Genomic DNA, 25,605 nt, shown 5'->3' with positions numbered 1-25,605 from the left:
GGCGTGCGCTTCCAGATCAACGCCCAGAACTGCGTCCACTGCAAGACCTGCGACATCAAGGACCCCAACCAGAACATCACCTGGATCACCCCCGAGGGCGGCGGCGGACCCAACTACGTCAATATGTAAGGGCCGGCACGAGAGAGGCCGCGCCCGTCGCATCGGGATGGCCGGGACTGCCCGGCCATCCCGCGAGGGCTCTTTTGCTCCGTCTTTGTCGGATCAAATCCTCCCCCTCGGGCGGCTTTTACGCCCACAGCGTCAATCTCCCCCCTTGCGACAGTTCGGGCGACGCGCCATTCTCCGGCCTGATTTGGCGCACATCTCCTTACATCCTGTTCCCGAGATGTCGCGATGATTGGAGCCGCGCTTCGTGCCAACGTTCAAATTATCTTTGACCCGCAAGGGTTTGTCTGTACTTGTTTTGATGGCGGCAGGACTCCTGGGCTCGCCGGCCCTGGCGGTCAATACGGACCCGAACGAGACTCTGATGCCCGCGCAGAGCCTCGAGGGCAACTTCCTCTCGGCCTATGTGGCCGGCTCCGCCCGTGATACTCAGGCCGCAGCGCTGTTCTTCCGTGAGGCCATCGAGGCCGATCCGCGCAATCAGGAGTTGCTGGAGCGCGGCTTCGTCGCGTTCCTCGGCAACGGTTCCATGCAGGAGGCCTATCGGGCGGCCGAACGCCTGTCCAAGCGCGATTCGTCCAACAACCTGGCCCAGTTCGCCCTTGCGGTGCGCTCCATGAAGGCGAAGAAATACGCCGATGCCCGCGCCCGTCTCGCCAAGGGAACGCGCGGCCGCCAGGCCGACCTCACCGCAACGCTTCTGACGGCCTGGGCCTATGCGGGCTCGAAGGACGGCAAGCAGGCGCTGGCGACCGTGGACAAGCTCAAGAGCGAGCAGGCCTTCAATCAGTTCCGGGAGTACCACGCGGCCCTCATTGCGGATGTGGTCGGCAACGCCAGAGAGGCCGAGAAGCGTTTCAAGGCTGCCTATGAAGGTGAGAAGAACACCTTGCAGGTGGTGGACGCCTATGGCCGCTTCCTGGCCAAGCGCGGCAAGAAGGACGAGGCGATCGCCGTCTACAAGGCCTTCGACGAGCTCGCTCCGCGTCATCCCATCGTGATGACGGCGCTGACGGCGCTGGAGCAGGACAAGCCCCTCATGCCCCTCGTCGCCAATGCCCAGGATGGTGCGGCCGAGCTGCTCTACGGACTCGGCGTTGTGGGCAACACCCAGGGCGACGAGCTGACCGCGATCATCTATCTCCAGCTCGCACTCGACCTGAAGCCGGAGCATCCGCTGGCCCTCATTACCCTGGGCGACGTCTATGAGCGCCTCAAGCAGTACGAGCAGGCCAACGCAATATTCGACCGCGTGCCGAAGGACTCGGCCGTGCGCACGAGCGCCGACATCGCCATCGGCCAGAATTACGAGCAGATGGGGCGCGGCGAGGAGGCCATGGCTTATCTCGACAAGCTCATGAAGGAGCGCCCGGACGACGTGGAGGTCGTCATGGCGCTCGGCAACGTGCAGCGCTCGCGCAAGAAGTTCGCGGAGGCGGCCGAGACGTACAGCCGGGCCATCGAGCTCGTCGGCACGCCCCAGCGCGGCCACTGGATCCTCTTCTTCTATCGCGGCACGTCCTATGAGCGGGCCAAGCAATGGGACAAGGCCGAAGCGGATCTCAAGAAGGCGCTGGAGCTGGTGCCCGACACCCTGCCGGCCGGCAAGGCGCAGGTGATGAACTATCTCGCCTATTCCTGGGTCGACCGGAACGAGAATATCGAAGAAGCCTTCGAGATGCTCACAAAGGCAGTGGAACTCGCCCCCCGCGACGGCATGATCATCGACTCCCTCGGCTGGGCCTATTACCGGATGGGCCGCTACGAGGATGCCGTGCGCGAGCTCGAGAAGGCCGTGGAGCTGAAGGCCGGCGATCCGACCATCAACGATCATCTCGGTGATGCCTACTGGAAGGTGGGCCGCAAGCTCGAAGCGAAGTTCCAGTGGGACCACGCCAAGGCCTCGAATCCCGAGCCGGAAGATCTTGTGAAGATCCTCAAGAAGATCGATAGCGGTCTGGAGGAGGAGCCGAAGCCAGCGGCTGCTGAAACCGCCCCCGCTCCGGCGCCGGCTCCCGTGTCGCAGAGCGGCGGGTAGTTCCTCATTCGATCACATGTTCTCCGCCATGGCCGTCCCCGGACTTGATCCGGGGATCAGTCACGGCGGTCCCGATCGGACGAGCGCCGCCCATCATGCCGTCGAGATGCCCGGCACAGGGCCGGTGCCGACGAAGCGAGAAGGGGGGCGGTGACGAAGAGGTGGGGGATGTCTCTTCCCATCATGCCGTGGCTCGGGCATGGAAAGAGCATGTCCCGGTCTCTCGCCACCCGCGCTCCAGCCAAGATCAACCTGACGCTCCATGTCCTGGGGCGGCGGCCTGACGGATATCACACGCTGGAGAGTCTCGTGGCCTTCGCGGATGTGGCCGACGATGTCCAACTGGTGCCGGGGTCCCGGCTTTCGCTGCAGGTCAGAGGCCCGACGGCCGCTCTGGCGGGAAACGATGCGGACAACCTCGTTCTGAAGGCAGCGCACCATCTGTCCGAGCGTGTGGAGGGGCTCAGGGTCGGAGCTTTCCATCTGGCCAAGCGCCTGCCCGTGGCCGCGGGAATCGGCGGAGGGTCCTCGGACGCCGCGGCGGCTCTGCGGCTGCTGGCGCAGCTCAACGATCTGCCCCTGTCGCATCCATCCTTGCGCGAAGCGGCACGGCTCACGGGGGCCGATGTGCCGGTCTGCCTCGACCCTCGAGCCCGCATGATGCGGGGGATCGGGGAGGAGCTCGGGCCCGCGCTCCAAATTTCGCCGCTATTCGCCGTGCTCGTGAATCCTCGCGTTCTTGTCGAAACTCCCGCCGTGTTCAGGGCGCTCGGATTGCAGCCGGGGCAATCCTTGGGAGGCGCGGCACATCCCGTCCTGGAGATGGCATCCGCTCATTCCCTGCTGGAGATTCTGAAGACTGCGCGCAACGATCTCGAACCGCCTGCTCTCGCCATTCAGCCGGTGATCGGAGCCGCGCTTGAACTCCTCGCCCGGACCGAGGGCTGCCGCCTTGCGCGCATGTCCGGCTCGGGCGCGACTGTCTTCGGATTGTATGAGGATTCTCGAACCGCGGCGGAGGCGGTTCGCGCCATTGCCGCCAGCAAGCCGGATTGGTGGGTGGAGGCGACGAGCCTTCGGTAGGCGTCGGGGGCATTTGACCGCCTTTGGTCATCACCGGCCTTGGGCCGGTGATGACGCAGGATCACCAATGGTGTGCAGGCAGCCGCTTACCAGGCCGGAATGATGGCGCCCTTGAAGCGCTCCTCCAGGAACTTCGCGACTTCGGGAGACTGGTAGGATTCCACGAAGGTCCTGATCTCCGGGCGGTTCTCGTCGCCCTGACGGGCCGCGACGAAGTTCGCGTAGGGATTGCCCTCGCGCTTCTCGACCGCGATCGTGTCCTCGCGGATGTCGAGGCCGCCGTTGAGGGCATGATCGGTGTTGATCACAGCCGCATCGAGATCGGGCAGGGCGCGGGGCAGCTGCGCGGCGTCCAGTTCGGAGAACTGGATGTTCTTCGGGTTCTCGGCGATGTCGAGCAGGCTCGGCGACAGGCCCTTGCCCTCCTTGAGCTCGATCAGACCCTCCTGGGCCAGGAGGTTCAGGGCGCGGCCGCCGTTGCTCGGATCGTTCGGGATGCCGATCTTCGCGCCCTTCGGCAGATCGGCGACGGACTTCACCTTGGTCGAGTACAGGCCGATAGGCTGCACGAACGTGAAGCCCACAGGCACGATCTTGTATCCACGCGCCGCGATCTGCGCATCGAGATAGGGCTTGTGCTGGAAGGCGTTGGCGTCAAGGTCCTTGCGCTCCAGCGCCTCGTTCACGAGGGCGTAGTCGGAGAAGGGAACGAGCTCGACGTTCAAGCCCTTGGAGGCCGCTACCTTCTTGACGACCTGCGCCACCTCTTCCTCGGCTCCAGACATGACGCCGACCTTGATGCTCTTCTGCTGGGCGGCGGCGGGCAATGCCGCGGTCAGAGCGGCACCGAGGGCGAAGGTCGCGGACAGGAGGATGCGACGGGTGAAGACGGACATGAGGGTACCTTTCGGGCAGAATCTTTCCAGGCTTCAACCCGAAGCCGGACATATGGTTCGAGGGAAGGAAGAACGATCAGGCCGCGAAGCGGCGACACCGCCCGACTCGGGAAGGCGGATGGGGCCACATGGTGGCCGACATGGGTGTTGGACGCGTCATGGCCGATGCTCCTCGTGAACCACGAGGCGGAAGTCGCTCGTGGCGCTTTAGCCTTTGGTCACGCGGGGCAAGCTGCTCGTCTCAAATCACCGCGGTCCCAAAGCGGCGGAGCCGCCCGGGACAGGAATGCTTTTAGGTCGCATGGATTTTATGTCAATCGATTTGTTCTGTATAAAGAACAAGCCTGCCATGCGGCTCAGTGCGCTCGGGCGATGCAGAAATCCACCGTGTCCAGCAGGGCCTGCTTCATGGGACTCGCCGGGAAGAGGGCGAGCGCGTCGCGAGCCATGGAACCGTAATGGCGGGCGCGCTCGACCGTGTCCTCCAATGCCCTGTGGCGGCGCATGATCGCGATAGCCTGCTCCAGATCACCGTCCTCGATCTCGCTCTGTTCGAGCACGCGTTTCCAGAAGGCGCGTTCTTCCGCTGAGCCGCGGCGGAAAGAGAGGACGACCGGCAGAGTGATCTTTCCTTCACGGAAATCGTCGCCCACGTTCTTGCCCAGCATCGCGGCCTTGCCGCCGTAGTCGAGCGCATCGTCGACAAGCTGGAAAGCGATGCCGAGATTCATGCCGTAGGAGCGGCAGGCGGCCTGCTCGGCCTTGGGCCGGTTGGCGATCACCGGGCCGACCTCGCAGGCGGCGGCGAAGAGCTCTGCCGTCTTGCCCCTGATCACAGCGAGGTATTCGTCCTCCGTCGTCTCAGTGTTCTTGGCGGCGGCAAGCTGCATTACCTCGCCCTCGGCGATCACGGTCGCGGCGGCGGAGAGGATGTCGAGGGCGCGCAGCGAGCCTACCTCCACCATCATGCGGAAGGCCTGACCCAGCAGGAAGTCGCCCACGAGCACGCTCGCCTCGTTGCCCCATTTGATGCGGGCGGCGACCTTGCCCCGGCGCATGTCGCTCTCGTCCACCACGTCGTCGTGGAGCAGCGTGGCCGTGTGCATGAACTCGACGGAAGCCGCGAGCTTCACGTGGCCGTCGCCCTCGTACTCCGACAGGCCGGCAGTCGCGAGGGTGAGCATGGGGCGCAGGCGTTTGCCGCCCGAGGAGATGAGATGGTTCGCAACCTCCGGGATCATGGTGACCTCGGATCCCGTGCGCGAGAGAATCATCGCATTGACCCGCTGCATGTCGGAGGCCACAAGGGAGACGAGCTTCTCGATGCCCGCATTCTTTTCAGGATGCTTATCTTCGAAAGGAACGACGACGCCCACGTCTCAAACCCGGGTTGCCGGCCGGCGTGGCCGGTAGGAATATCATTCATCGTGGCATGGCATTTTCCATGCTGCAATGCAAACGCTTACCGCAAAGGAAGGTTGTCAGCCGATGGTCGAAATCGTCCGCACGAACGATCTCGTTATGGTCGGCTTCCTACAATCCTTATTGGAGAACGCCAATATCCCAGTTCTCGTGGCGGACGCCCATATGAGCGCCCTTGAGGGGATGATCGGCGCCTTTCCCAGGCGGCTCCTCGTGCCCGACGACGACGCGGACCAAGCCCGGAGGCTGATCCGGGAGGCGGGCCTCGAAGCCGAGCTGCGTCATGGATGAGATCACGGAAGATTACTTGCTGGGCGGGCGCGTCCCCCTGGCCCAGCCCGCCAAGGGGCATCGGGCGGGAACCGACGCGGTGCTGCTGGCCGCTTCCGCTCCCGCAAAAGCCGACGACAGAGTGCTCGACGTGGGCGCCTCCACCGGGGCCGTCGGCCTCATGGTGGCAGCGCGGGAGAAGGGAGTGCATCTCGGTTTCGTGGAGCGGGACCTCGCTCTTGCGGAGCTTTGTCGTCGGAACTGCCGGGAGAATGGCATTGAGGCCGAGATTTTCGTGACCGACGTTCTGGACAAGGCCGCTCGCCGGGAGGCCGGCCTCCTTCCGGAATCGGCCGACCTCGTTCTGACGAACCCCCCGTTTCTCGAGGAGGGGCAGGCGCGAATCTCGCCGAATCGGGGGCGGGCGGCGGCCCATGCTCTTCCCGCGGGAGGGCTCGAGGCCTGGCTCAAGGCATGCCTGAGCCTCCTCAGGCCCAGGGGCCACCTCGTTCTGATTCACCGGGCCGACCGGCTGGCCGAATGCCTGGAGGCGCTGAGCGGCCCCTTAGGCGGAATCGGGCTCCGCTTCGTGCATCCCAGCGCCGAGAAGCCCGCCATCCGGGTTCTCATCTCCGGCACTAGGGGCAGCCGGGCCCCATTGGGGGTCCTGCCGCCTCTCGTCCTCAACGGATCCGACGGGCGACTCACGCCTCAGGCCGAGGCCCTGCACCGGGGGGAGGCGGATCTCCTGTGAAAAAGGCGCCGGAGCATCGGATGGTGACCGCTTTTGGGATCCATCCGATGCGTCATGCGCCCTTTTCGAAATTACCAGCGGCGGGGTCTGCGGACTGTGCGGCAGACCTCGACCGGGCGGCGGACCCAGCGGTAGCCGTTCCAGACCCGCTGCCGTTCGACCCAGCAGCGGCGAACCACGCGTGTCGGGCGATAGATGGGGGCTGGGCGGTAGTACCGGCGGCGGTAATGGGGGCGGCCATATTCATGGCGCACCAGTAGGGGACCGACACGGTATTCGACGGCCGGTCCCCGATAGCCGTAGCCGTAATAGGGCTGAGCCTCGGCCTGCGGGGCCGACAGGGCGGCAAAGCCAAGGGTCGCAAATCCGAGAAGACCGAAAAGCAATTTGCGCATGTCACTCTCTCCTTCGCCGCTCGCGCTCATGCCAGAGGCGGCGGGTACGATGGTTCATGCTCAGTGTTCTAAGGGGGATTAACTGAACGAACGCCGAAGGTTTCCCTAACGGTATGTTCATCTTGGGAAGCTGTGCTTGACGCACTACATGAGGGCTATGGCCCATACATCTCTCACCTCCATGCTTCCTGCCAGCCTCCAGGTTCTTCTTCCAAGCCGGTACCGCAGCTATCGTCATCCCATCGTGCCGGTCGTGCGCCTGTCGGGCGCCATCGGAACCGTCACATCCTTCCGCTCAGGGCTTGCCATGGCGAACGTGGCGCAACTGCTGGAACGGGCGTTTTCCGTGCCGGGCGCCAAAGCCGTGGCGATCGTCGTCAACTCCCCGGGCGGATCGGCGGCCCAGTCGCATCTGATCTTCAGGCGGATCCGCAGCCTCGCGGAGGAGAAGAAGCTCCCGGTTCTGGCCTTCGTGGAGGATGCCGCGGCGTCCGGCGGCTACATGATCGCCTGCGCGGCGGACGAGATTTTTGCCGACCCGGCTTCCATCGTGGGCTCCATCGGCGTGGTATCGGCGGGCTTCGGCTTCCAGGAGCTGATCGCCCGGATCGGCGTGGAGCGGCGCGTTCACACGGCCGGCGAGAACAAGGCGATGCTGGACCCGTTCAGGCCAGAAAACCCGGAGGACGTGGCGCGCCTCAAGGGGCTCCAAGCCAAGATTCACGAGGTCTTCGTGGACCTCGTGAAGACCCGCCGGGGGGAGAGGCTCAACGATTCCTACGAGGATCTCTTCTCCGGCGCCTTCTGGGTCGGCGCCGAGGCGGTGGATCTCGGCCTCGTCGACGGCCTGGGCGACGTCCGCTCCATCCTGCGCCAACGCTACGGCGACGATGTGCAGTTCCGCATGATCGAGCCCGCCCGCCCGCCATTCCTGGCCCGCCTGATCGGCCGCCGCCCCTTGATCGGAGGCAGCCTCCTCGACCCGGCGGAAGTCGTGGGGGCGCTGGAGGAGCGGGCCGCCTGGGCGCGGCTGGGGTTGTAAGTGCTTCGCCCCCAGGCTTGTCCCGGGGATTTGTGCCTTCCCGATCGGGGTGGCTGGGACGGGCCCGGCCGTGACGAGAGGGGGATCGGACCCCATCATGACCCTCCTCGCAAAGGGGAGGGGATGAAGGGCGGCGCTTGACTTGAAGCCCCCGTCATCCCAAGGGTTCGCCTGACATTTTCTCGAAACCGGACGCGACTGATGACGAGCGAACCCGCGCACATGAATCCTGCGCGCTCTTTCCAGGGCCTGATCCTAACGCTCCAGCGCTATTGGGCGGAGCAGGGCTGCGTCATTCTCCAGCCCTACGACATGGAGGTCGGCGCAGGTACCTTCCACCCGGCCACGACCTTGCGGGCGCTGGGACCGAAGCCCTGGCGCGCGGCCTATGTGCAGCCCTCCCGCCGCCCGAAGGACGGGCGCTACGGCGAGAACCCGAACCGCCTTCAGCACTATTACCAATTTCAGGTGATCCTGAAGCCGAACCCGCCGAACCTCCAGGAGCTTTATCTCGGATCCCTCGAGGCCATCGGCATCGACACGGCGGTCCATGACGTCCGCTTCGTCGAGGACGACTGGGAAAGCCCGACACTCGGCGCCTGGGGCCTGGGCTGGGAATGCTGGTGCGACGGCATGGAAGTGTCGCAGTTCACCTACTTCCAGCAGGTGGCGGGCTTCGAGTGCTCGCCGGTCGCGGGCGAGCTGACCTATGGGCTGGAGCGCCTCGCCATGTATCTGCAGGGCGTGGAGTCGATCTACGACCTCAACTTCAACGGCCTCGAAGGCGACCGAAAGGTCACCTATGGCGACGTGTTCCTGCAGGCCGAGCAGGAATATTCGCGCCACAATTTCGAATATGCCGACACCGAGATGCTGTTCCGCCACTTCCGCGACGCTGAAGCCGCCTGCCGTAAGTATCTCGAAGCGGGCGAGCCGCGGTCAGGCTCCAACGATAGCCGCCATCTCATGGCGCTGCCGGCCTACGACCAGTGCATCAAGGCCAGCCACGTGTTCAACCTGCTCGACGCGCGCGGCGTGATCTCCGTCACCGAGCGTCAGAGCTATATCCTGCGCGTCCGAGAACTGGCGAAGGCCTGCGGCGCGGCATGGCTGAAGACCGAGGGCGGGGGCGTGGCTGCTTAAAAGCCACGCGCTCACCCGTTCCCTCAACACCCAGATTTCAGATCTCCCATGCCCGATCTTCTCCTCGAACTCTTTTCCGAAGAAATCCCCGCCCGCATGCAGCGCCGCGCGGCGGAGGATTTGAAGAAGCTTGTGACCGATGCGCTGGTGGAGCGCGGCTTCCTCTACGAGGGCGCGCAGGCCTTCTCGACGCCTCGCCGCCTCGCGCTCACGATCATGGGTCTGCCCGTGAAGGGTAAGGACGTGCGCGAGGAGCGCAAAGGTCCGCGCGTCGGCTCGCCCGACGCGGCGATCCAAGGCTTCCTGAAGGGGGCGGGGCTCGCCTCCATCGATCAGGCGAGGATCGAGAGCGATCCGAAGAAAGGCGAGTTCTACGTGGCCGTGATCGAAAAGCCCGGCCGCGCCACCACGGACGTGCTGGCCGAGATCCTGCCGCAGATCGTCAGAAGCTTTCCCTGGCCGAAATCCATGCGCTGGGGCGCTGCCTCCGCCGAGGCCGGAAGCCTGCGCTGGGTGCGTCCCCTGCAATCGATCCTCTGCACCTTCGGCCCCGAGACGGAAGATCCGGAGGTCGTGCGCTTCGAGGTCGACGGCGTCTCCTCCGGAGATGCCACCTCCGGCCACCGCTTCCTTGCGCCGGATCCGATCCGCGTGAGGCGGTTCGACGATTACGTGCCCGCTCTTGAGCGCGCGAAGGTCGTGCTCGACGCCGACCGCCGCAAGGACATGATCCTGCACGATGCGAAGGACCTCGCCTTCGCGCAGGGCCTCGAACTCGTCGAGGACGAGGGGCTGCTGGAGGAAGTCGCGGGGCTCGTCGAATGGCCCGTGGTGCTCATGGGCTCGTTCGACGAAGCCTTCCTCGACATTCCGCCGGAGGTGGTCCGCACCACCATCCGCGCGAACCAGAAATGCTTCGTGCTGCGCGATCCGGCGACCGGAAGGCTCGCGAACAGGTTCATCCTTGTCTCCAACCTCGTGGCGGCGGATGGCGGCAAGACAATTGTCGGCGGCAACGAGCGCGTGGTGCGTGCGCGTCTGTCGGACGCCAAGTTCTTCTGGGAGACAGACCAGAAGGTGAAGCTCGAAGAGCGTCTCGAAAAACTCGAGAGCATCGTGTTCCATGAGAAACTCGGCACGCAGTACGAGCGCGTAGAGCGCATCGCGGCGCTCAGCAGAGAACTGGCGCCCGTCGTCGCCGCCGATCCCGCCTTGGCCGAGCGCGCCGCGCGTCTCGCCAAGGCCGATCTCGTCACCGAGATGGTCGGCGAGTTCCCCGAACTGCAGGGGCTCATGGGCCGTTACTACGCGACCTTGCAGGGTGAGAATCCGTCGGTCGCAGCCGCCATCGAGGAGCACTACAAGCCGCTTGGACCCTCGGACCGCGTGCCGACCGATCCGGTATCGGTTGCGGTGGCGCTCGCCGACAAGATCGACACGCTCGTGGGGTTCTGGGCGATCGACGAGAAGCCGACGGGATCGAAGGATCCTTATGCCCTGCGCCGCGCAGCACTGGGCGTGATCCGGTTGGTCTTGGAGAACAATCTGAAGCTTTCGCTGACCAGCCTTTTTGCAAAGCCTTTTGCCAGAACGGCAAGCTCCGCCCTTTTCGCCGAATTCTTGAAGGCGAAAGAGCTCATAGAAGCGATCGAGCAGAGCCCGTTTGCCCCTGTGGTGGAGCACCCATCGGTTTCGGAGCTGGCGGGTATTTTCAGGCAGCGGCAGATCGCCGAGGCAGAGAAGCTGGCGCGCATCATGCACGTGCGTGCGTTGGATCTCCTCTCCTTCTTCGCCGACCGTCTGAAGGTCTATCTGCGCGACCAGGGGGCGCGTCACGATCTCATCGACGCGGTGTTCTCGCTCGAAGGACAGGACGACCTGCTCATGATCGTCCGCCGCGTGGAGGCGCTGGGCCGCTTCCTCGACACGGAGGACGGCGCGAACCTGCTCGCCGGCTATCGCCGCGCAGCCAACATCCTGCGCATCGAGGAGAAGAAGGACGGACGCGCCTATGACGAGGCACCCGACCTCCAGATCGTGAACGATCACGGTCTCATCGAGGAGAAGGCGCTCGCGGTCGTTCTCCACCAGGCACGCCAGGAGGCTGCCACCGCCGTCGAATCGGAGGATTTCGAGGGCGCGATGCGAGCTCTCTCCCGCCTGCGTCAGCCGGTCGATGCCTTCTTCGACAAGGTGACCGTGAATGCGGAGGACCCGGCCGTCCGGGCGAACCGCCTGCGTCTCCTCAACAGCTTCCGGGAGGCGACCCGTACGGTGGCCGATTTCTCCCGGATCGAAGGATAACAGCGTTATTTCCTATCAAGGTGTTGCAAGAGGGGCACAGCCAAAAGCCCCTCTTGGCCCTAGGTACTTGGTCACACCTTTTCCGGTAGACCTGAGTCATGATCCGACGCCTGCTTCTCGGCGCTCTCCTGAGCGCCTCCCTTTCCGCCTGCCAAACCGCCCAGCAGACCTCTGCACCCATCGAGGCGCCGGCGAACGAATACGCGGCTTGGTACATCGGCTCCATGCCGGACAAGCCGTTCGATGTGCCGCTGGTCGATCGCCGGAGGATGGACGCGAGATACGCCAAGCAGACGGTGGCCTATCATGGTCCCGAGAAACCCGGCTCCATCGTGGTCGATATCGACGAGCGCATGCTCTACCTCGTGCAGCCCGACAAGAAGGCGATTCGCTATGGCGTCGGCGTCGGCAAGCAGGGCTTCTCCTGGAAGGGCGTGGCCTCCATCGGCCGCAAGGGTGTGTGGCCCGCCTGGTCGCCCACCAAGACCATGAAGAGCATCAAGCCGGACCTGCCGGACCACCTCCAAGCCGGTCTTGACAACCCGCTCGGCGCCCGCGCCCTCTACCTTTACCAGGGCGGCCGGGACACTCTCTTCCGCATCCACGGCACCAACGAGCCCTGGAGCATCGGCGAGCAGGTCTCCTCCGGATGCGTGCGCATGCTCAACGAGGACATCGTGGACCTCTACGAGCGTGTCCCGGTCGGCGCGACAGTCTACGTGAAGCGCAATGGGCGCTACCGGGTCTGACCTGACAATCCAGAAGACAGCACGGCCGGGCACGTCCCGGCCTTTTTGTTTCCCTCCAGCGTTATCTCCTCCGGCGCCACGTCATCACGGGCCTTGTGCCGGTGATCCCGATCCGTGGAGCGCAGCGCCTTTCTGATCGAGATAGCCGGGACAAGCCCGGCCACGGTGAATAAGGATGGCAGCTGCGCTCTTGAAGTGACACTTTGGTCGTCATCCTGCAACAAAGGAACCTTGGCTGTTCAGCTTGCGTTTGGGAAGCAGATGCTTCAAGCCATGATCAACGCTGCAGCAGGGCGTTTCACGATCCAAGAGGTTAAGCGATGACGCAGTGGGTCTATACCTTCGGAGACGGCAAGGCCGAGGGCCAGGCGGGGATGAAGAACCTGCTCGGCGGCAAGGGAGCGAACCTCGCCGAGATGTCCAATCTGGGCTTGCCGGTTCCTCCGGGCTTCACCATCACCACGGAAGTCTGCACCTACTATTACGACCATGGCCGTTCATATCCCGAGGAGCTGAAAGGTCAGGTCGAGAATGCTCTCGAGTTCGTGGGGCGCCTCACGGGCCGCACCTTCGGCGACGCCCAGAACCCGCTGCTCGTCTCTGTCCGCTCCGGCGCCCGCGCCTCGATGCCCGGTATGATGGATACGGTGCTCAACCTCGGCCTCAACGACGTGACCGTCGAGGCGCTCGCCAAGGGCGCCGGCGACGAGCGCTTCGCCTACGATTCCTACCGCCGCTTCATCACCATGTATTCCAACGTGGTGCTGGGGCTCGGACACCACCACTTCGAGGAAGTGCTCGACGAGTTCAAGGACCGCAAGGGTTACAGCCTCGACACGGACATGACCGCCGAGGATTGGAAGGCCATTCTTCCGCGCTACAAGAACCTTGTCGAGAAGGAACTCGGCAAGCCCTTCCCGCAAGATCCGCAGGAGCAGCTCTGGGGCGCCATCGGCGCCGTGTTCGGATCCTGGATGAACAGCCGCGCCATCAAGTACCGCGAGCTGCACGCCATTCCCGCGAGCTGGGGCACGGCGGTGAACGTACAGGCCATGGTGTTCGGCAACATGGGCGAGACCTCCGCCACCGGTGTCGCCTTCACCCGCAACCCCTCGACGGGCGAGAAGCAGCTCTACGGCGAGTTCCTCATCAATGCGCAGGGCGAGGACGTGGTGGCGGGCATCCGCACGCCGCAGGACATCACGGAAGCCGCGCGCATCGCTTCGGGCTCCGACAAGCCGTCCATGGAAAGGGCGATGCCGCAGGCTTATGCCGAGCTGGTGCGCATCTACGGCATTCTCGAGAAGCACTACCGTGACATGCAGGACATGGAATTCACGGTGGAGAAGGGCAAGCTCTGGATGCTCCAGACCCGCAACGGCAAGCGCACGGCGAAAGCGGCGCTGCGCATCGCGGTGGAGCTCGCAAGCGAGGGCCTGATCACGCAGGAGGAGGCGATCGCCCGCGTCGAGCCCGCGGCTCTTGACCAACTCCTGCACCCGACCATCGACCCGAAGGCCGAGCGCAAGATTCTCGCGTCGGGCCTGCCCGCCTCGCCGGGCGCGGCCTCGGGCGAGATCGTGTTCAACTCGGATGACGCGGAAGCCGCCAAGAAAGCAGGCCGCAAGGTCATTCTCGTACGCGTCGAGACCTCGCCGGAGGACATCCACGGCATGCATGCGGCCGAGGGCATTCTCACCACCCGCGGCGGCATGACCTCGCACGCGGCGGTGGTCGCACGCGGCATGGGCAAGCCCTGCGTGTCCGGTGCGGGCTCGATCCGCGTGGATTATCAGAAACAGACCATGACCGTCGCCGGCCAGACTCTCACGAAAGGCGATGTCATCACCATCGACGGCTCGAACGGGCAGGTTCTGCTCGGCCAGGTGAAGATGCTGGAGCCCGAACTCTCCGGCGAGTTCGCCACCCTGATGGGATGGGCCGACCAGGTGCGCCGCATGAAGGTGCGCGCCAACGCCGAGACTCCGCTCGATGCCAAGACCGCTCGCAATTTCGGGGCGGAGGGAATCGGGCTTTGCCGCACCGAGCACATGTTCTTCGAGGGCGACCGCATCATCGCCGTGCGCGAGATGATTCTCTCCGACGACGAGGCGGGCCGCCGCGCGGCGCTCAGCAAATTGCTGCCGATGCAGCGCAAGGACTTCGTCGAGCTGTTCACGATCATGAGCGGTCTGCCGGTCACGATCCGCCTTCTCGATCCGCCGCTGCACGAATTCCTTCCGCACACGGATGCGGAGATGGAAGAGGTTGCGAAGTCGATGAACACGTCCGTCGACAAGCTGAGGCATCGAGCCCGCGATCTGCACGAGTTCAACCCGATGCTGGGCTTCCGCGGCTGCCGTCTGGCAGTGGCTTACCCCGAGATCGCCGAGATGCAGGCGCGCGCCATCTTCGAGGCCGCGGTGGAGGCTGGGCGCAGCACGGGCGAGCCCGTGGTGCCGGAAGTCATGGTGCCCCTCGTCATGACGAAGCCGGAGCTCGATCTCGTGAAGGAGCGCATCGTCGCCATGGCGAAAGCGGTCGCCAAGGAAACCGGCGTGACGGTCGAGTATCAGGTCGGCACTATGATCGAGCTGCCGCGCGCTGCTTTGCGTGCGGGCGAGATCGCTCAATCGGCGGAGTTCTTCTCCTTCGGCACGAACGACCTCACGCAGACGACGCTCGGCATCTCGCGCGACGACGCGGCCTCCTTCCTCGGCGCCTACACGCAGAAGGGACTGCTGCCCACCGATCCGTTCGTCACCATCGATCAGGAAGGCGTGGGCGAGCTGGTGAAGCTCGCGGCCGAGCGCGGCAGGAAGACGAGATCCAACATCAAGCTCGGGATCTGCGGCGAGCACGGCGGCGATCCGGCGTCGATCCATTTCTGCCAGTCGGTCGGCCTCGACTACGTGTCCTGCTCGCCCTACCGGGTGCCGATCGCACGCCTTGCAGCCGCTCAGGCGGCGCTGGGCAACAAGGCGGCGAGTCAGGCGTAAAAGGCCGTGTCCCACATCAGGTTTCTCTATATCGGGGCGGTGCTGGTTTCCGGCATCGCCATCGGTTTCCTCGTCAGTCAAAATCCCGAATGGCAGCAGATGGCCGTGCCTCCGGCTGCGTGGCCCTTCGCGGTGTCGCTGATCATCGACATCGTCGTAAGCCAGCTGGCGGCGCAGGGCAGGGCCGAGCCGCTCACGATGAGCGATCGCTTCATCGCCGTGATCGGAGCAGGTCTCATCGTCACGCTGATCACGGCCCTGTGAGACCAGGATATCGGAAGGAGTTGAAATGGCTCTGTACAAAGGCTCGTGCCATTGCGGCCGGGTTGCGTTCGAAGTCGAGGCCGATCTTCAGCAGGCGATCGAATGCAACTGTTCCCATTGCAGTCGGAAGGGCTATCTCCTGACATTCGTAGCCCGGGCGGCCCTTAACGTCCTTCGCGGGGAGGAGGACCTCTCCACCTATACCTTCAATACGCACACGATCCGTCATCGGTTCTGCGCCACGTGCGGCTGCGCACCTTTCGGGGAAGGCAGAAAGCCTACAGGAGATGCGACGGCGGCCATCAACATTCGGTGCCTCGAAGACGTGGATCTGTCGCAGCTCAAGATCGTTCCCGTGGACGGGCGGAATTTCTGAAGCAGGCCCGGGTCTCACCGACTTCCCTTCCGGAACAGCTATTCGAGACGATTGATCCGAAACCAAATAGCATTTGAACAAAATGATCTTCGCATGAGGCGGCAATCGTTTCCCGATCAAACCAGAAAGGGGCAGCGTCGGCTGGGGAGGACTGACTCTGCATCCCTGAAAGCTCAGGATGCCCCACCGTTCGAGCGTTATGAACGATAACGTCACTCCCGATCTGCATGGCGCCCAGGTCGACGCCCGCGCTCTTGGCGCGCTCAACGCCGGGGGGGCGCAGCTCCTCGCCATCCTTCGGCAGATGCCCGGTTTCTTTTGCTGCCTGAACAGCCGGAGCGATACCGTTCTCCTGGCGAATGACACCTTTCGGAAGGTTGACCGGAAGCCTGGATGTCTCCGGCCTCTCCCTGGACGAGACGCCCCTGGCCCTTTGGCGAGGTTTCAAGGGGCGTCTCGAACAAGCCCGCGTCGGCATCGCTCCTCCTGTTTTCCTTCCGGTGCTTGTCTCTTCCCAAGCGGGCCCCGGGGCCACCGCAGAGGAGCGGTTCGTCGAGTTCTCGTTCCAGCCTGTCCGGGAGGGGAGCGGAATGCTTCTCAGAATAGCCGTTCACGGCAGCGACGTGACCGCCCGCGTCCTGCGGGAGCGCGAACTGAACGCCAGCAATGAGCGGTCGGAGGCGATCCTGGAAGCTCTCGGGGACGGCTTCGTCGTTTTCGATGAGGAGTTCCGGGTCACAAGGCTGAACCCGGTCGCCCTCAGGTACGATGGACGGCAGGCGGATGCGATTATCGGCTAGACCCATTGGGAGGCGTGGCCCACATCGGCGGGATCCGTCCTCGAGGACGTATACCGGAAATGCCTCGCCGAGCAGATGCAGCTCTCGATCGAGCGCCGCTGTCTCGGCTTCGGGAAAGACCGCTGGCTCGAGCTGCGTCTCTGCCCCGTTCCAGGCGGCACCGTGACCTTCTACCGGGACATCACCGACCGCAAGGCCTCGGAAGAGGCGCTGCGCGCCAGCGAGGCACGGTTCCGGGCTCTTCTCGAAGCAGTTCCCCATCAGGTTTGGGAGGCAGGGCCGGATGGATCGGCGGCATGGTTCAATGGACGGTTCCACGAATTCCTCGGCGTTACTCTCGATGAACTCGCAGGGGGCTTGGGAACCCATCATCCATCATGAAGACTATCCGGCCGTCGCGCGGGCCTGGGGCAGGCCTTGCAACAGGGGACACTCTTCGAAAGCGAGATCAGGCTCTGAAAGGTGAGCGTCAGGACTTGCCGCTGGTTCCTGTCGACAGCCGTTCCCGTTCGGGATCCCGCCGGAAGCGTCATTCGCTGGATCGGTACCAACACCGACATCCAGGATCGGAAGATGGCCGCGGAGGCATTGATCCATCTGAACGCGATGCTGGAGAAGCGCGTGGAGGAGCGGACGCGGGATCGGGATCGCCTCTCGCGTCTTTCGACCGACCTCATGCTCATCGGCGATTTCCAGGGAGCGATCGTCGCGGCCAACCCCGCCTGGAGCCGCATGCTCGGTTGGAAGAGCGGAGATCTCGCCCGGTCGCCGATCCTCGACCTCATTCACCCGGACGACCTGAACGATGCCCGCCGGACGGTCCGGCGGCTTGCCCACGATTCGAGTACCTGCAGCATCGACAGCCGGCTCCGCCACGGGGACGGATCTTATCGCTGGATTGCTTGGACAGCCGTTTCGGGCGAGCGTTTCATCCACGCGGTGGGGCGCGACGTCACTGCCGGGAGGGAGTCGGCCCAGGCGCTGAAACAGGTCGGGGAAGCGCTGCGGCAGTCGCAGAAAATGGAAGCCGTGGGCCAGCTGACCGGCGGCATCGCTCACGATTTCAACAATCTGCTGACCGGCGTGATCGGCAGCCTGGATCTCATTCGAACTCGCCTCGCGCAGGGGCGTAGTGGTGAAGTTGGGCGCTACGTCGAAGCTGCCATGTCCTCGGCGAACCGGGCTGCCGCGCTCACGCATCGTCTTTTCGCCTTTTTCAGACGCCAGCCGCTCGATTCCAAACCTGTCGATGTGAACAGCCTCGTGGCTGCGGTGGACGAGCTCTTCCGGCGCACAACCCGTGACACGGGTCGAGCTGAGGACCGGCCGGGATCTCTGGCCTATTCTCTGCGATCCGAATCAGCTGGAAAGCGCGCTGCTGAATCTCGTCATCAACGCCCGGGACGCCATGCCCGGGGGAGGGGCCATCGTCATCGAGACGGCGAATGTCGCGTTGGATCGAGCCTATGCCGCCACTCAGCGGGACGTGGAGCCCGGCCAGTATGTCGCCGTGTCGGTGTCCGATACCGGATCCGGCATGTCCGACGACGTGCTCGCGAGGGCCTTCGAGCCCTTCTGTCGGAGATGCGGGCCTCAGACGCCGTCTGCCGGAGGCGCTTGAAATTCGCGCCAAGGCCCATGGGACCGTGGTCGAGGACGAGCACGTCGTGCGCAATCTCATCGTGGAGATGCTCCACGAGCAGGGATATCGCGTTCTTCAAGCCGAGGATGGGCCGCAGGGGCTCGCGATCCTGCAATCCGAACAACCGGTCGATCTTCTGCTGACCGATGTCGGTCTGCCCGGCCTGAACGGGCGGCAGCTTGCCGATGCCTGCGCAACCGGCGGCCGGATCTGAAGGTGCTCTTCATGACCGGCTACGTGGAGCGCAATCTCCTCTCCACCGGGCTCCTGGGGCCGGGCATGGAAGTCATCGCCAAGCCCTTTGCTCTCGATGTCCTCGCGGCCCGGATCGAGGCCATCCTTCAAGGTTCCTGAGGAGGAGGACCTGTCCGGGGAGAACAGGCCCTTCTCGATCGAGGCCAGACATTCAGGCCGCAACGGCTTCCGACCGGCGCAGGCCGACGATCTGGAACTCCGCATACATCAGCACTACGAGCGCCTGCGCGATCACGAAGGCATAGCCTGCGCCGCTCGGCGACACCGATCCGCTGACGAGGAGCAGCAGGCTGTCGGCAGCCCAGAGAAGGTTGCCGAGAATGACGGCCCACACGAGAGCCTTGTGCATCTGTTCTCGCAGGCCGAGCCAGGCGAGCAGCGCCACGTAAGGAACGAGGATCGCGCCTGCGCCGCGCAGAAGCATTTCCGGCAATCCGAGCAGGTGGCTCAACGGTCCGGCGGCGAGCAGCATCAGGAGGCCGAACGCGCCGCTCGTGGTGGCGTCCGCCAGAAGCGCTTGGCGAAGGAGCGGGGAGGGGTGAAGCGTCGTCATGGCATGTTCCTCTCGAATGTGCGGTTGACCATCGCAACCGTATCGAAGGATCATCCAGCGGCGGAACGGCGTCGATTACCTCGGAAGTCATGGAGTTGGACGCGAGGGCGCGCTATCGTGCTGCCCATGAAACCTGCAAAGATCACGGCTTCTGCCGTTCAGCACTTCGGCGACTACCTCCGCGAATGGCGCCAGCGCCGCCGCATGAGTCAGCTCGACCTCGCGCTCGAGGCCGAGATTTCCACACGTCACCTGAGCTTCCTGGAAACCGGCCGCTCTCAGCCGAGCCGCGAGATGGTGCAGCTCTTGGCGGAAAAGCTCGACATGCCCTTGCGCGAGCGCAACGTGATGCTCGCCTCCGCAGGCTTTGCACCGGTCTATTCCGAGCGCCCCCTCGACGATCCGGCCATGAAGAGCATGCGCGAGGCCATTGATCTCGTGCTCAAAGGACACGAGCCGTATCCTGCGCTCGCTGTCGACAGGCATTGGTCGCTCGTCGCGTCAAACGGCGCGTTGCTCTCGCTGGTCCAGGGCGTCGATCCGGTGCTGCTGAAGCCGCCCGTGAACGTGCTCCGCTTGAGCGTTCATCCGGCGGGTCTTGCCCGGCGCATCGTGAATTTCGTGGAGTGGCGCGATCATCTCGTCGCGCGTCTGCACCATCAGGTGAACGTGACGGGCGATGCCGCTCTGTCCGCTCTGATCGAGGAGCTGCGCGCCTACCCGGTTCCGGATGCAGCGAAACGTTCCTCCGGCTCCCCCAGGGACCTTGGAGGCATCGTCGTGCCGCTGCAGCTGATGACGGAGGAGGGCATGCTCACCTTCTTCAGCACGACGACGATCTTCGGCACCCCCGTCGACGTGACCCTGTCGGAACTCGCCATCGAGGCCTTCTTCCCGGCCGATCCAGAGACGGCAGACATCCTGCGGCGCACGGCCGGGAAGCGGCAGGCTGACGCAGGCGCCTGATGCCGCCAGCCATCCTGTCTTAACCACCCATCAACCTTAACCCCGGATAACCATAAGGAACGGAAGCCTTTTGTCCGATGCTTCCCTGGTTTGAGTGGGTGTTCGCGTGCGTCTTCGGTATCGTCGCTCTCGGGTGAAATGGATCTGTGCCACGACGGCGCCCTGGGCGCTCGCGACGGGCCTCCTGATCTCGTTCACCGCCTCCGCCAGCAACGACCCGCAGACGGGCGTGAGCTTCGCAGCCCGGGGCCCGCTGGCGCGTCTGGCCCAGACCGATCTCGTTCCTCCCATCAGCATGTCGATCGCGGGCGGGAGGCTCGATTTCGAGCGCGACGTCCTGCGGTTCGTGCCGCGTTACGACCTGCCCGACGACATGGCGACCACGGTGCCGCCCAAGGACGACCGCAAGGCGGATGCGGGGCCCGATCCGGTGATCGACCGTTCCGGGAAGGGTGACCCCTTGGTCGCGCCGCACGTCACCCTGTCGCTGCGGGCGAGCCAGCTTCGCCCCGACCTCGCGCAGGCCGGCGGTTCGCGCATTCTCTTCGGTCAGGACGAGCGGCTTCTGCCGCCCACCGTCCTCATGGAGGGGGAACTGGAGGGGCCCGAGATGGACCGGGGCTTCGAGCCCTGGGAGGCGCCTGAATTCACCACCACGCGCCAATCCGTCTCCGTGCAGTCGCCCGCCGCGGCCGCTGCCGGTTCGACCGGGGCCGCGGCGAGCCTCACTACGCCCATCGTGAAGCGCGCCGTCACCCTGTCCTCGGCGACCCCGGCTCCCATGGAGGCGACGCCCATCGAGATCGCCGCTGCGCCCGTCTCGCTGCAATCGCCGCATTTCGACAAGGGCGGCTATGGCACGAGCCTCGTGCCGAAATCGGACGAGGCGGCGGCTCCGCGATATGCGGATCTGATCGATCCCGACAAGATAAGCAAGGAGCAGCGCTGCCTTGCAGAGGCCGTCTATTTCGAAGCGCGCAGCGAGCCGGAGGAGGGGCAGGCCGCTGTCGCGCAGGTGGTGCTGAACCGCGTGAAGAGCGGTCTTTACCCTTCGACGATCTGCGGCGTCGTCTATCAGAACCGTCATCGCCACCTTGCGTGCCAGTTCACCTTCGCCTGCGAGGGCAAGGCCCTGCGCATCACCGATTCCACCTCCTGGGAACGGGCCAAGCGGGTGGCGAGCGCCGTGCTCGAAGGCAAGACCTACCTCGCCGACGTGGGCGGAGCCACGCATTATCATGCCAACTACGTGCGTCCCTACTGGGCGCGCCGTCTCAAGAAGATGGACGTGATCGGCCGCCATATCTTCTACAAGCTGAAGCCGGGGCAGACGTGAGAGAGGGGTGCAGTGTCGGGGCAGGCTGCGATCCATCACGCTTCCTCATGCCAAAGCCAATAAACTTTCAATGTTGCTGATGCTTCGCTTCCGTTAGTATCCGCCCTCCGATTTGCCGCTCGAGGGCCGTGCCCATGTCTGCACCGATGTCCGCACCCACCGCTCAATCCCGCGTCTCCCCGGAACTGATCGTTCTCGCCGGATGCCTGATCGCGCTGATCACCTTCGGCCCGCGCGCCTCGGTGGGACTGTTCCAGATCCCGATGACCACGGAGTTCGGCTGGGGGCGCGACACGTTCAGCCTGGCCATCGCCGTCCAAAACCTCCTCTGGGGCCTCGGGCAACCCTTCGCGGGCGCGGTGGCGGATCGCTTCGGGGCCTTCCGGGTCCTCTGCATCGGCGCCGTGCTCTACGCCCTCGGCCTCGTGGTGATGGCCTATGCGACGACGCCCGGCATCCTTCATCTCGGCGCGGGCGTGCTCATCGGCTTCGGTCTCTCCGGCTCGTCGTTCAATCTCGTGCTCGGCGCCTTCGGCAAGCTCCTGCCGGAGCAGTGGCGGCCCATGGCCTTCGGCGCGGGCACGGCGGCGGGCTCCTTTGGCCAGTTCCTCTTTCCGCCCATCGGCAACGCGCTCATCGACTCCTTCGGCTGGCACCAGGCGCTCATCATCTTCGGGGGCTCCGTCCTGCTCGTGATGCCCCTGGCGCTGGCGCTCGCGACCCGTCCGGGGGGCGCGGCTCAGGGGAGCGCCGCCAACGTTCCGAATCAATCCATCAGGCAGGCCCTGACCGAGGCCTTCCAGCACCGCTCCTATGTGCTGCTGGTGCTCGGTTTCTTCACCTGCGGCTTCCAGCTCGCCTTCATCACCGCGCATCTTCCCGCCTATCTGAAGGATGCCGGTCTCTCGGCCTCCGTCGGCGGCTGGACGCTCGCCGTGATCGGTCTCGCCAACGCCTTCGGCTCCCTCGGTTCGGGCTGGCTCTCCACCCGCATGTCGAAGCGCTGGCTGCTGGCATGGATCTATTTCGGGCGCTCCGTGGCGATCGCCGTCTTCATCCTGCTCCCGGCCTCGCCTGCGAGTTCGATTCTCTTCGGCATCTCCATCGGCCTTCTATGGCTCTCCACTGTGCCGCCCACATCCTCCCTCGTGATGCTGATGTTCGGCACACGCTACATGGCCATGCTCTACGGCTTTGCCTTCTTCTCGCACCAGGTCGGCGGTTTCCTCGGCGTGTGGCTCGGCGGCGAGCTGTACGAGATCTACGGCAACTACAGTCTCGTATGGTGGCTCTCGATCGCGCTGGGCGTCGCATCGGCCCTGATCAACCTGCCGATCAAGGAGCGCCCGGTGGAGCGCGGCCCGGCGCTGCAGCCGGCCGAATAAGGCCCCGTCTCGTCCGAAGGGATGAGGCTCGCGCGCTTGCCCTGACCCGCTCCCGTGCCGACAATCGGCGCGAGGAGGAGGAATCTGCATGGGAACGTTCAAGGCGCTCGTCATCGACAAGACCGATGCCGGCCAAACCGTCGGCTTTCGCGAATTCGACGAAGCCGATCTCATGGACGGCGACGTCACGATCCGCGTGTCCCACTCCACGCTCAACTACAAGGACGGGCTGGCGCTCACCGGCAAGGCGCCGGTGGTGCGGCGCTTTCCGATGATTCCCGGTGTCGATCTCGTCGGAACCGTAGAGGCGTCGTCTCATCCCGAGTTCAAGGGGGGCGACGCGGTGATCCTGAACGGCTGGGGCCTGGGCGAGACGCATCTGGGCGCCTATGCGCAGAAGGTGCGCGTGAAAGGCGACTGGCTGATCCCGCTGCCCGAAGGCCTCACCCCCCAGCAGTCCATGGCCATCGGCACGGCGGGCTACACCGCGATGCTCTGCCTGATGGCCCTCGAAAAGCATGGGCTCACCCCTGAACGCGGTCCCGCCATCGTCACGGGCGCGGCCGGCGGCGTCGGTTCCGTCGCCGTCGCCCTGCTCGCCCAGGCAGGCTGGCACGTGATTGCCGCGACGGGACGGCCTCAGGAAGCCGCGTACCTGAAGAGCCTCGGCGCGGCCGAGATCCTGGAGCGCAGCGATCTTGCCGGACCTGTGCGGCCTCTCGGAAAGGAGCGCTGGGCCGCAGGAATCGACACGATCGGCTCGGTTCCCCTCGCCAATGTGATCTCCATGACGAGATATGGCGGTGCCGTCGCGGCCTGCGGTCTGGCGGCAGGCATGGACCTGCCCGCGAGTGTCGCGCCCTTCATCCTGCGCGGCGTGTCGCTCCTCGGCGTCGATTCCGTGATGGCGCCCAGGCCCCTACGCATCGAGGCGTGGAACCGGCTGGCGCAGGAACTCGATCTCGCCAAGCTCGCATCCATGACCTCCATCATTCCCCTCGAGGAGGTGATGGAGGCCGGGAGCCGGATCGTGGCCGGTCAGGTCAAGGGACGCGTGGTGGTGGAAATCGGCTGATCTGCCGGCTTCCTCCTGCCGTTGCCCTCGATCCAGCGCCGCTGCTTGCCGATCTCCGCGGCCATGAAATCCATGAAGGCGCGGACACGGGCCGATTGGCGAAGATCCGGATGGGTGAGCAGCCACAGGCCCGCCGAGAAGTCCGGGTTCACGTCGGAGAGGCGCACGAGGTTGGGCCTCGCATCCGCGATGAAGCAGGGAAGAGGGCCGATGCCGATGCCCGCCTCCACCGCCTCCGCCAGACCCAGCACCGTGTTCACCTTGTAGACGATGTTCTCCTGAGCCACGCGGTCCCGCACGAAACGGGCCGCCTTGAGGGTCGCAAGATTGTCTCCGAGCGCGACCCAGGGGCGATGGTAGAGCGCCGGGGAACCAAGATCCGCCGGCTCGGAATGGTCGGGGAAATCCTCCAATCGCCCATAAATGGCCCAGGCGATCGTGGCCACGCGCCGCCCGACGAGCGTCTCCGGCGGATCATCGGTCGCGCGGATCGCCACATCCGCATCGCGCTTCGACAGGTTGAGGGCCTGATTCGCGAGCACCACGTCGAGGCGCATCTCGGGGCAGGTCTTCACGAAGCGCGAGAAGATATGCGTCAGCATGTGGACGAGGAGCGTGTCGTTCGTGGTCACGCGCAACTCGCCCGCAGGTGCGACGGCCTGGCCCGCGAGCTTGCGCGTGAACGAGGTGACGTTCTCTTCCATCTGCTCAGCAAGCGCGGACATTTCCTCTCCGGCGGGTGTCAGCACGTAACCGGTCCGGTGCCGTTCGAAGAGCTTGACGCCGAGGTTTTCCTCCATTTGGCCGAGCCTGCGGAACACGGTGGAATGATTGACGCCGAGCCGCTCCGCCGCCCCGGCAAGGCCGTTTGCCTCGGCGATGACTTTGACGAGCCTGAAATCGTCCCAATCGAGCTGCTGTTGCTTGGCCATCTTCTCTTGCAATGCTGCAATGGAAACCCTGCATATCTATCACTGGTTATGCATGCTGGAAAGATTATCCTTCGGTCATTCCGCAGCCGTGGCGCGGACGGCATTCGCCGCCTCGGCAAATCCCATCGAAATGGAGCTCTCATGGCCAAGGTTCTTGTGCTGTATTATTCATCCTGGGGACATATCGAGCAGATGGCTTACGCCGCCGCCGAAGGCGCGCGCGAGGCCGGCGCCGAAGCAGTTGTGAAGCGCGTGCCCGAACTGGTTCCCGCCGAGATTGCTCAGGCGGCCCACTACAAGACGGACCAGAAGGCCCCCATCGCCACCGTCGAGGAACTGCCGGAATACGACGCGATCATCTTCGGTACGCCGACCCGCTACGGCACCATGGCGGCCCAGATGAAGAACTTCCTCGACCAGACCGGCGGTCTCTGGGCCCAGGGGAAGCTCATCGGCAAGGTCGGCTCAGTCTTCACCTCCACCGCCACCCAGCACGGCGGCCAGGAGGCCACCATCCTCACCACGCTGCCCGTGCTGATGCACCACGGCATGGTGGTCGTCGGTCTGCCCTACAGCTTCGCGGGCCAGTCGGGCGTCGAAGAGGTGAAGGGTGGGACGCCCTACGGTGCATCCACCATCGCCGGCGGGGACGGCTCCCGCCAGCCGAGCCAGGCCGATCTCGATGGTGCCCGCTTCCAGGGCCGGCACGTCGCCCAGATCGCCGCGAAGCTCGCGGCGAGGTAAGCGTCATCGTCATGGCCGGGCTCGTCCCGGCCGTCCCGATCGGAAAGGCACAGCGC

The 25,605-nt window shown here is 64.9% G+C and carries 27 protein-coding genes and 1 pseudogene; 23 read left to right on the top strand and 5 right to left on the bottom strand.

The annotated features are described in order from the left end of the window. The 3 genes from GR328_RS16200 to GR328_RS16190 form a co-directional block, all read left to right on the top strand. Positions 1–129: 4Fe-4S dicluster domain-containing protein (locus GR328_RS16200; protein WP_160885552.1), on the top strand; the 129-nt coding region annotated here is incomplete at its 5' end. Between the two features lie 361 nt (positions 130–490). Further along, the gene (locus tag GR328_RS16195) at positions 491–2,164 is read left to right on the top strand and encodes a tetratricopeptide repeat protein (protein WP_246215915.1); all 1,674 of its coding nucleotides are present in this window, start codon (positions 491–493) and stop codon (positions 2,162–2,164) included. A 210-nt stretch (positions 2,165–2,374) separates the two neighbouring features. Beyond that, positions 2,375–3,247: a 4-(cytidine 5'-diphospho)-2-C-methyl-D-erythritol kinase gene (locus GR328_RS16190; protein ID WP_160885567.1), complete on the top strand. Its 873-nt coding sequence runs from the start codon at positions 2,375–2,377 to the stop codon at positions 3,245–3,247. A gap of 86 nt (positions 3,248–3,333) precedes the next feature. Here GR328_RS16190 and GR328_RS16185 read toward each other — a convergent pair whose 3' ends face one another. Both GR328_RS16185 and GR328_RS16180 read right to left on the bottom strand, forming a co-directional pair. Beyond that, entirely contained in the window at positions 3,334–4,143 is an 810-nt protein-coding gene (locus GR328_RS16185; RefSeq protein WP_160885551.1) for a MetQ/NlpA family ABC transporter substrate-binding protein, read from the bottom strand. A 356-nt stretch (positions 4,144–4,499) separates the two neighbouring features. After that, entirely contained in the window at positions 4,500–5,519 is a 1,020-nt protein-coding gene (locus GR328_RS16180; protein WP_160885550.1) for a polyprenyl synthetase family protein, read from the bottom strand. A gap of 112 nt (positions 5,520–5,631) precedes the next feature. On the opposite strand from GR328_RS16180, the gene GR328_RS16175 reads away from it, so the two are divergent. Both GR328_RS16175 and GR328_RS16170 read left to right on the top strand, forming a co-directional pair. Then, positions 5,632–5,856 (top strand): putative signal transducing protein, encoded by a 225-nt coding sequence (locus tag GR328_RS16175; RefSeq protein WP_160885549.1) that lies wholly within the window; start codon positions 5,632–5,634, stop codon positions 5,854–5,856. After that, complete coding sequence (locus tag GR328_RS16170; protein ID WP_160885548.1) at positions 5,849–6,589, top strand: tRNA1(Val) (adenine(37)-N6)-methyltransferase; 741 nt, start codon at positions 5,849–5,851, stop codon at positions 6,587–6,589. Before GR328_RS16175 ends, GR328_RS16170 begins: the two co-directional genes overlap by 8 nt. Before the next feature lie 71 nt (positions 6,590–6,660). Here GR328_RS16170 and GR328_RS16165 read toward each other — a convergent pair whose 3' ends face one another. Continuing rightward, positions 6,661–6,984 (bottom strand): hypothetical protein, encoded by a 324-nt coding sequence (locus GR328_RS16165; RefSeq protein ID WP_160885547.1) that lies wholly within the window; start codon positions 6,982–6,984, stop codon positions 6,661–6,663. 157 nt (positions 6,985–7,141) lie between these two features. Between GR328_RS16165 and GR328_RS16160 the strand changes: the two genes are divergently transcribed. The 13 genes and pseudogenes from GR328_RS16160 to GR328_RS28045 all read left to right on the top strand — a co-directional run bounded on the left by GR328_RS16160 (position 7,142) and on the right by GR328_RS28045 (position 18,657). Then, the gene (locus GR328_RS16160; protein WP_170304131.1) at positions 7,142–8,026 is read left to right on the top strand and encodes a S49 family peptidase; all 885 of its coding nucleotides are present in this window, start codon (positions 7,142–7,144) and stop codon (positions 8,024–8,026) included. Positions 8,027–8,227: 201 nt separating this feature from the next. Further along, on the top strand, positions 8,228–9,169 hold the full coding sequence (locus GR328_RS16155; RefSeq protein WP_160885546.1) for a glycine--tRNA ligase subunit alpha: 942 nt from the start codon (positions 8,228–8,230) through the stop codon (positions 9,167–9,169). 48 nt (positions 9,170–9,217) lie between these two features. Further along, positions 9,218–11,473, top strand: a complete 2,256-nt coding sequence (gene glyS / locus GR328_RS16150; RefSeq protein WP_160885545.1) for a glycine--tRNA ligase subunit beta — start codon at positions 9,218–9,220, stop codon at positions 11,471–11,473. 98 nt (positions 11,474–11,571) lie between these two features. Then, complete coding sequence (locus GR328_RS16145) at positions 11,572–12,222, top strand: L,D-transpeptidase (RefSeq protein WP_160885544.1); 651 nt, start codon at positions 11,572–11,574, stop codon at positions 12,220–12,222. Between the two features lie 320 nt (positions 12,223–12,542). After that, the gene (gene ppdK / locus GR328_RS16140; RefSeq protein ID WP_160885543.1) at positions 12,543–15,221 is read left to right on the top strand and encodes a pyruvate, phosphate dikinase; all 2,679 of its coding nucleotides are present in this window, start codon (positions 12,543–12,545) and stop codon (positions 15,219–15,221) included. 6 nt (positions 15,222–15,227) lie between these two features. Further along, positions 15,228–15,485 (top strand): hypothetical protein, encoded by a 258-nt coding sequence (locus GR328_RS16135; RefSeq protein WP_160885542.1) that lies wholly within the window; start codon positions 15,228–15,230, stop codon positions 15,483–15,485. A 25-nt stretch (positions 15,486–15,510) separates the two neighbouring features. Beyond that, positions 15,511–15,861 carry a GFA family protein gene (locus GR328_RS16130; RefSeq protein WP_160885541.1) on the top strand — a complete coding sequence of 117 codons (351 nt, stop codon included), beginning with the start codon at positions 15,511–15,513 and terminating at the stop codon, positions 15,859–15,861. A 377-nt stretch (positions 15,862–16,238) separates the two neighbouring features. Continuing rightward, positions 16,239–16,661 (top strand): PAS domain-containing protein, encoded by a 423-nt coding sequence (locus GR328_RS16125; protein ID WP_160885540.1) that lies wholly within the window; start codon positions 16,239–16,241, stop codon positions 16,659–16,661. Between the two features lie 75 nt (positions 16,662–16,736). Then, complete coding sequence (locus GR328_RS16120) at positions 16,737–17,042, top strand: PAS domain-containing protein (protein WP_160885539.1); 306 nt, start codon at positions 16,737–16,739, stop codon at positions 17,040–17,042. A gap of 192 nt (positions 17,043–17,234) precedes the next feature. Beyond that, positions 17,235–17,828, top strand: a pseudogene (locus GR328_RS27440) (PAS domain-containing protein); the annotation flags it as partial. Between the two features lie 133 nt (positions 17,829–17,961). Then, the gene (locus GR328_RS27435) at positions 17,962–18,282 is read left to right on the top strand and encodes an ATP-binding protein (RefSeq protein ID WP_343039405.1); all 321 of its coding nucleotides are present in this window, start codon (positions 17,962–17,964) and stop codon (positions 18,280–18,282) included. 46 nt (positions 18,283–18,328) lie between these two features. Continuing rightward, positions 18,329–18,517 carry a response regulator gene (locus GR328_RS27430; RefSeq protein WP_343039404.1) on the top strand — a complete coding sequence of 63 codons (189 nt, stop codon included), beginning with the start codon at positions 18,329–18,331 and terminating at the stop codon, positions 18,515–18,517. Between the two features lie 11 nt (positions 18,518–18,528). Continuing rightward, the gene (locus GR328_RS28045) at positions 18,529–18,657 is read left to right on the top strand and encodes a hypothetical protein (RefSeq protein ID WP_281351976.1); all 129 of its coding nucleotides are present in this window, start codon (positions 18,529–18,531) and stop codon (positions 18,655–18,657) included. 52 nt (positions 18,658–18,709) lie between these two features. Here GR328_RS28045 and GR328_RS16105 read toward each other — a convergent pair whose 3' ends face one another. Then, positions 18,710–19,111, bottom strand: a complete 402-nt coding sequence (locus GR328_RS16105; RefSeq protein ID WP_160885538.1) for a hypothetical protein — start codon at positions 19,109–19,111, stop codon at positions 18,710–18,712. Between the two features lie 126 nt (positions 19,112–19,237). On the opposite strand from GR328_RS16105, the gene GR328_RS16100 reads away from it, so the two are divergent. The 4 genes from GR328_RS16100 (at position 19,238) to acuI (ending at position 23,873) form a co-directional block, all read left to right on the top strand. Beyond that, on the top strand, positions 19,238–20,077 hold the full coding sequence (locus tag GR328_RS16100) for a helix-turn-helix domain-containing protein (RefSeq protein WP_160885537.1): 840 nt from the start codon (positions 19,238–19,240) through the stop codon (positions 20,075–20,077). 106 nt (positions 20,078–20,183) lie between these two features. Continuing rightward, positions 20,184–21,413, top strand: coding sequence for a cell wall hydrolase (locus GR328_RS16095; protein ID WP_343039403.1), 1,230 nt, complete (start codon positions 20,184–20,186; stop codon positions 21,411–21,413). Between the two features lie 134 nt (positions 21,414–21,547). Further along, positions 21,548–22,798, top strand: coding sequence for an MFS transporter (locus GR328_RS16090; RefSeq protein WP_170304130.1), 1,251 nt, complete (start codon positions 21,548–21,550; stop codon positions 22,796–22,798). A gap of 88 nt (positions 22,799–22,886) precedes the next feature. Continuing rightward, positions 22,887–23,873 carry an acrylyl-CoA reductase (NADPH) gene (gene acuI, locus GR328_RS16085; RefSeq protein WP_160885536.1) on the top strand — a complete coding sequence of 329 codons (987 nt, stop codon included), beginning with the start codon at positions 22,887–22,889 and terminating at the stop codon, positions 23,871–23,873. Here the strand turns inward: acuI and GR328_RS16080 are convergent. Continuing rightward, positions 23,837–24,805: a LysR family transcriptional regulator gene (locus tag GR328_RS16080; protein ID WP_160885535.1), complete on the bottom strand. Its 969-nt coding sequence runs from the start codon at positions 24,803–24,805 to the stop codon at positions 23,837–23,839. The genes acuI and GR328_RS16080 overlap by 37 nt on opposite strands. A gap of 141 nt (positions 24,806–24,946) precedes the next feature. On the opposite strand from GR328_RS16080, the gene wrbA reads away from it, so the two are divergent. Next, positions 24,947–25,549 carry an NAD(P)H:quinone oxidoreductase gene (gene wrbA / locus GR328_RS16075; RefSeq protein ID WP_160885534.1) on the top strand — a complete coding sequence of 201 codons (603 nt, stop codon included), beginning with the start codon at positions 24,947–24,949 and terminating at the stop codon, positions 25,547–25,549. Positions 25,550–25,605: the final 56 nt, after the last annotated feature.

It is taken from the genome of Microvirga makkahensis (assembly GCF_009830105.1).
Taxonomy (GTDB): Bacteria; Pseudomonadota; Alphaproteobacteria; order Rhizobiales; family Beijerinckiaceae; genus Microvirga; species Microvirga makkahensis.
This window is presented reverse-complemented; position numbering and strand designations above follow the sequence as displayed.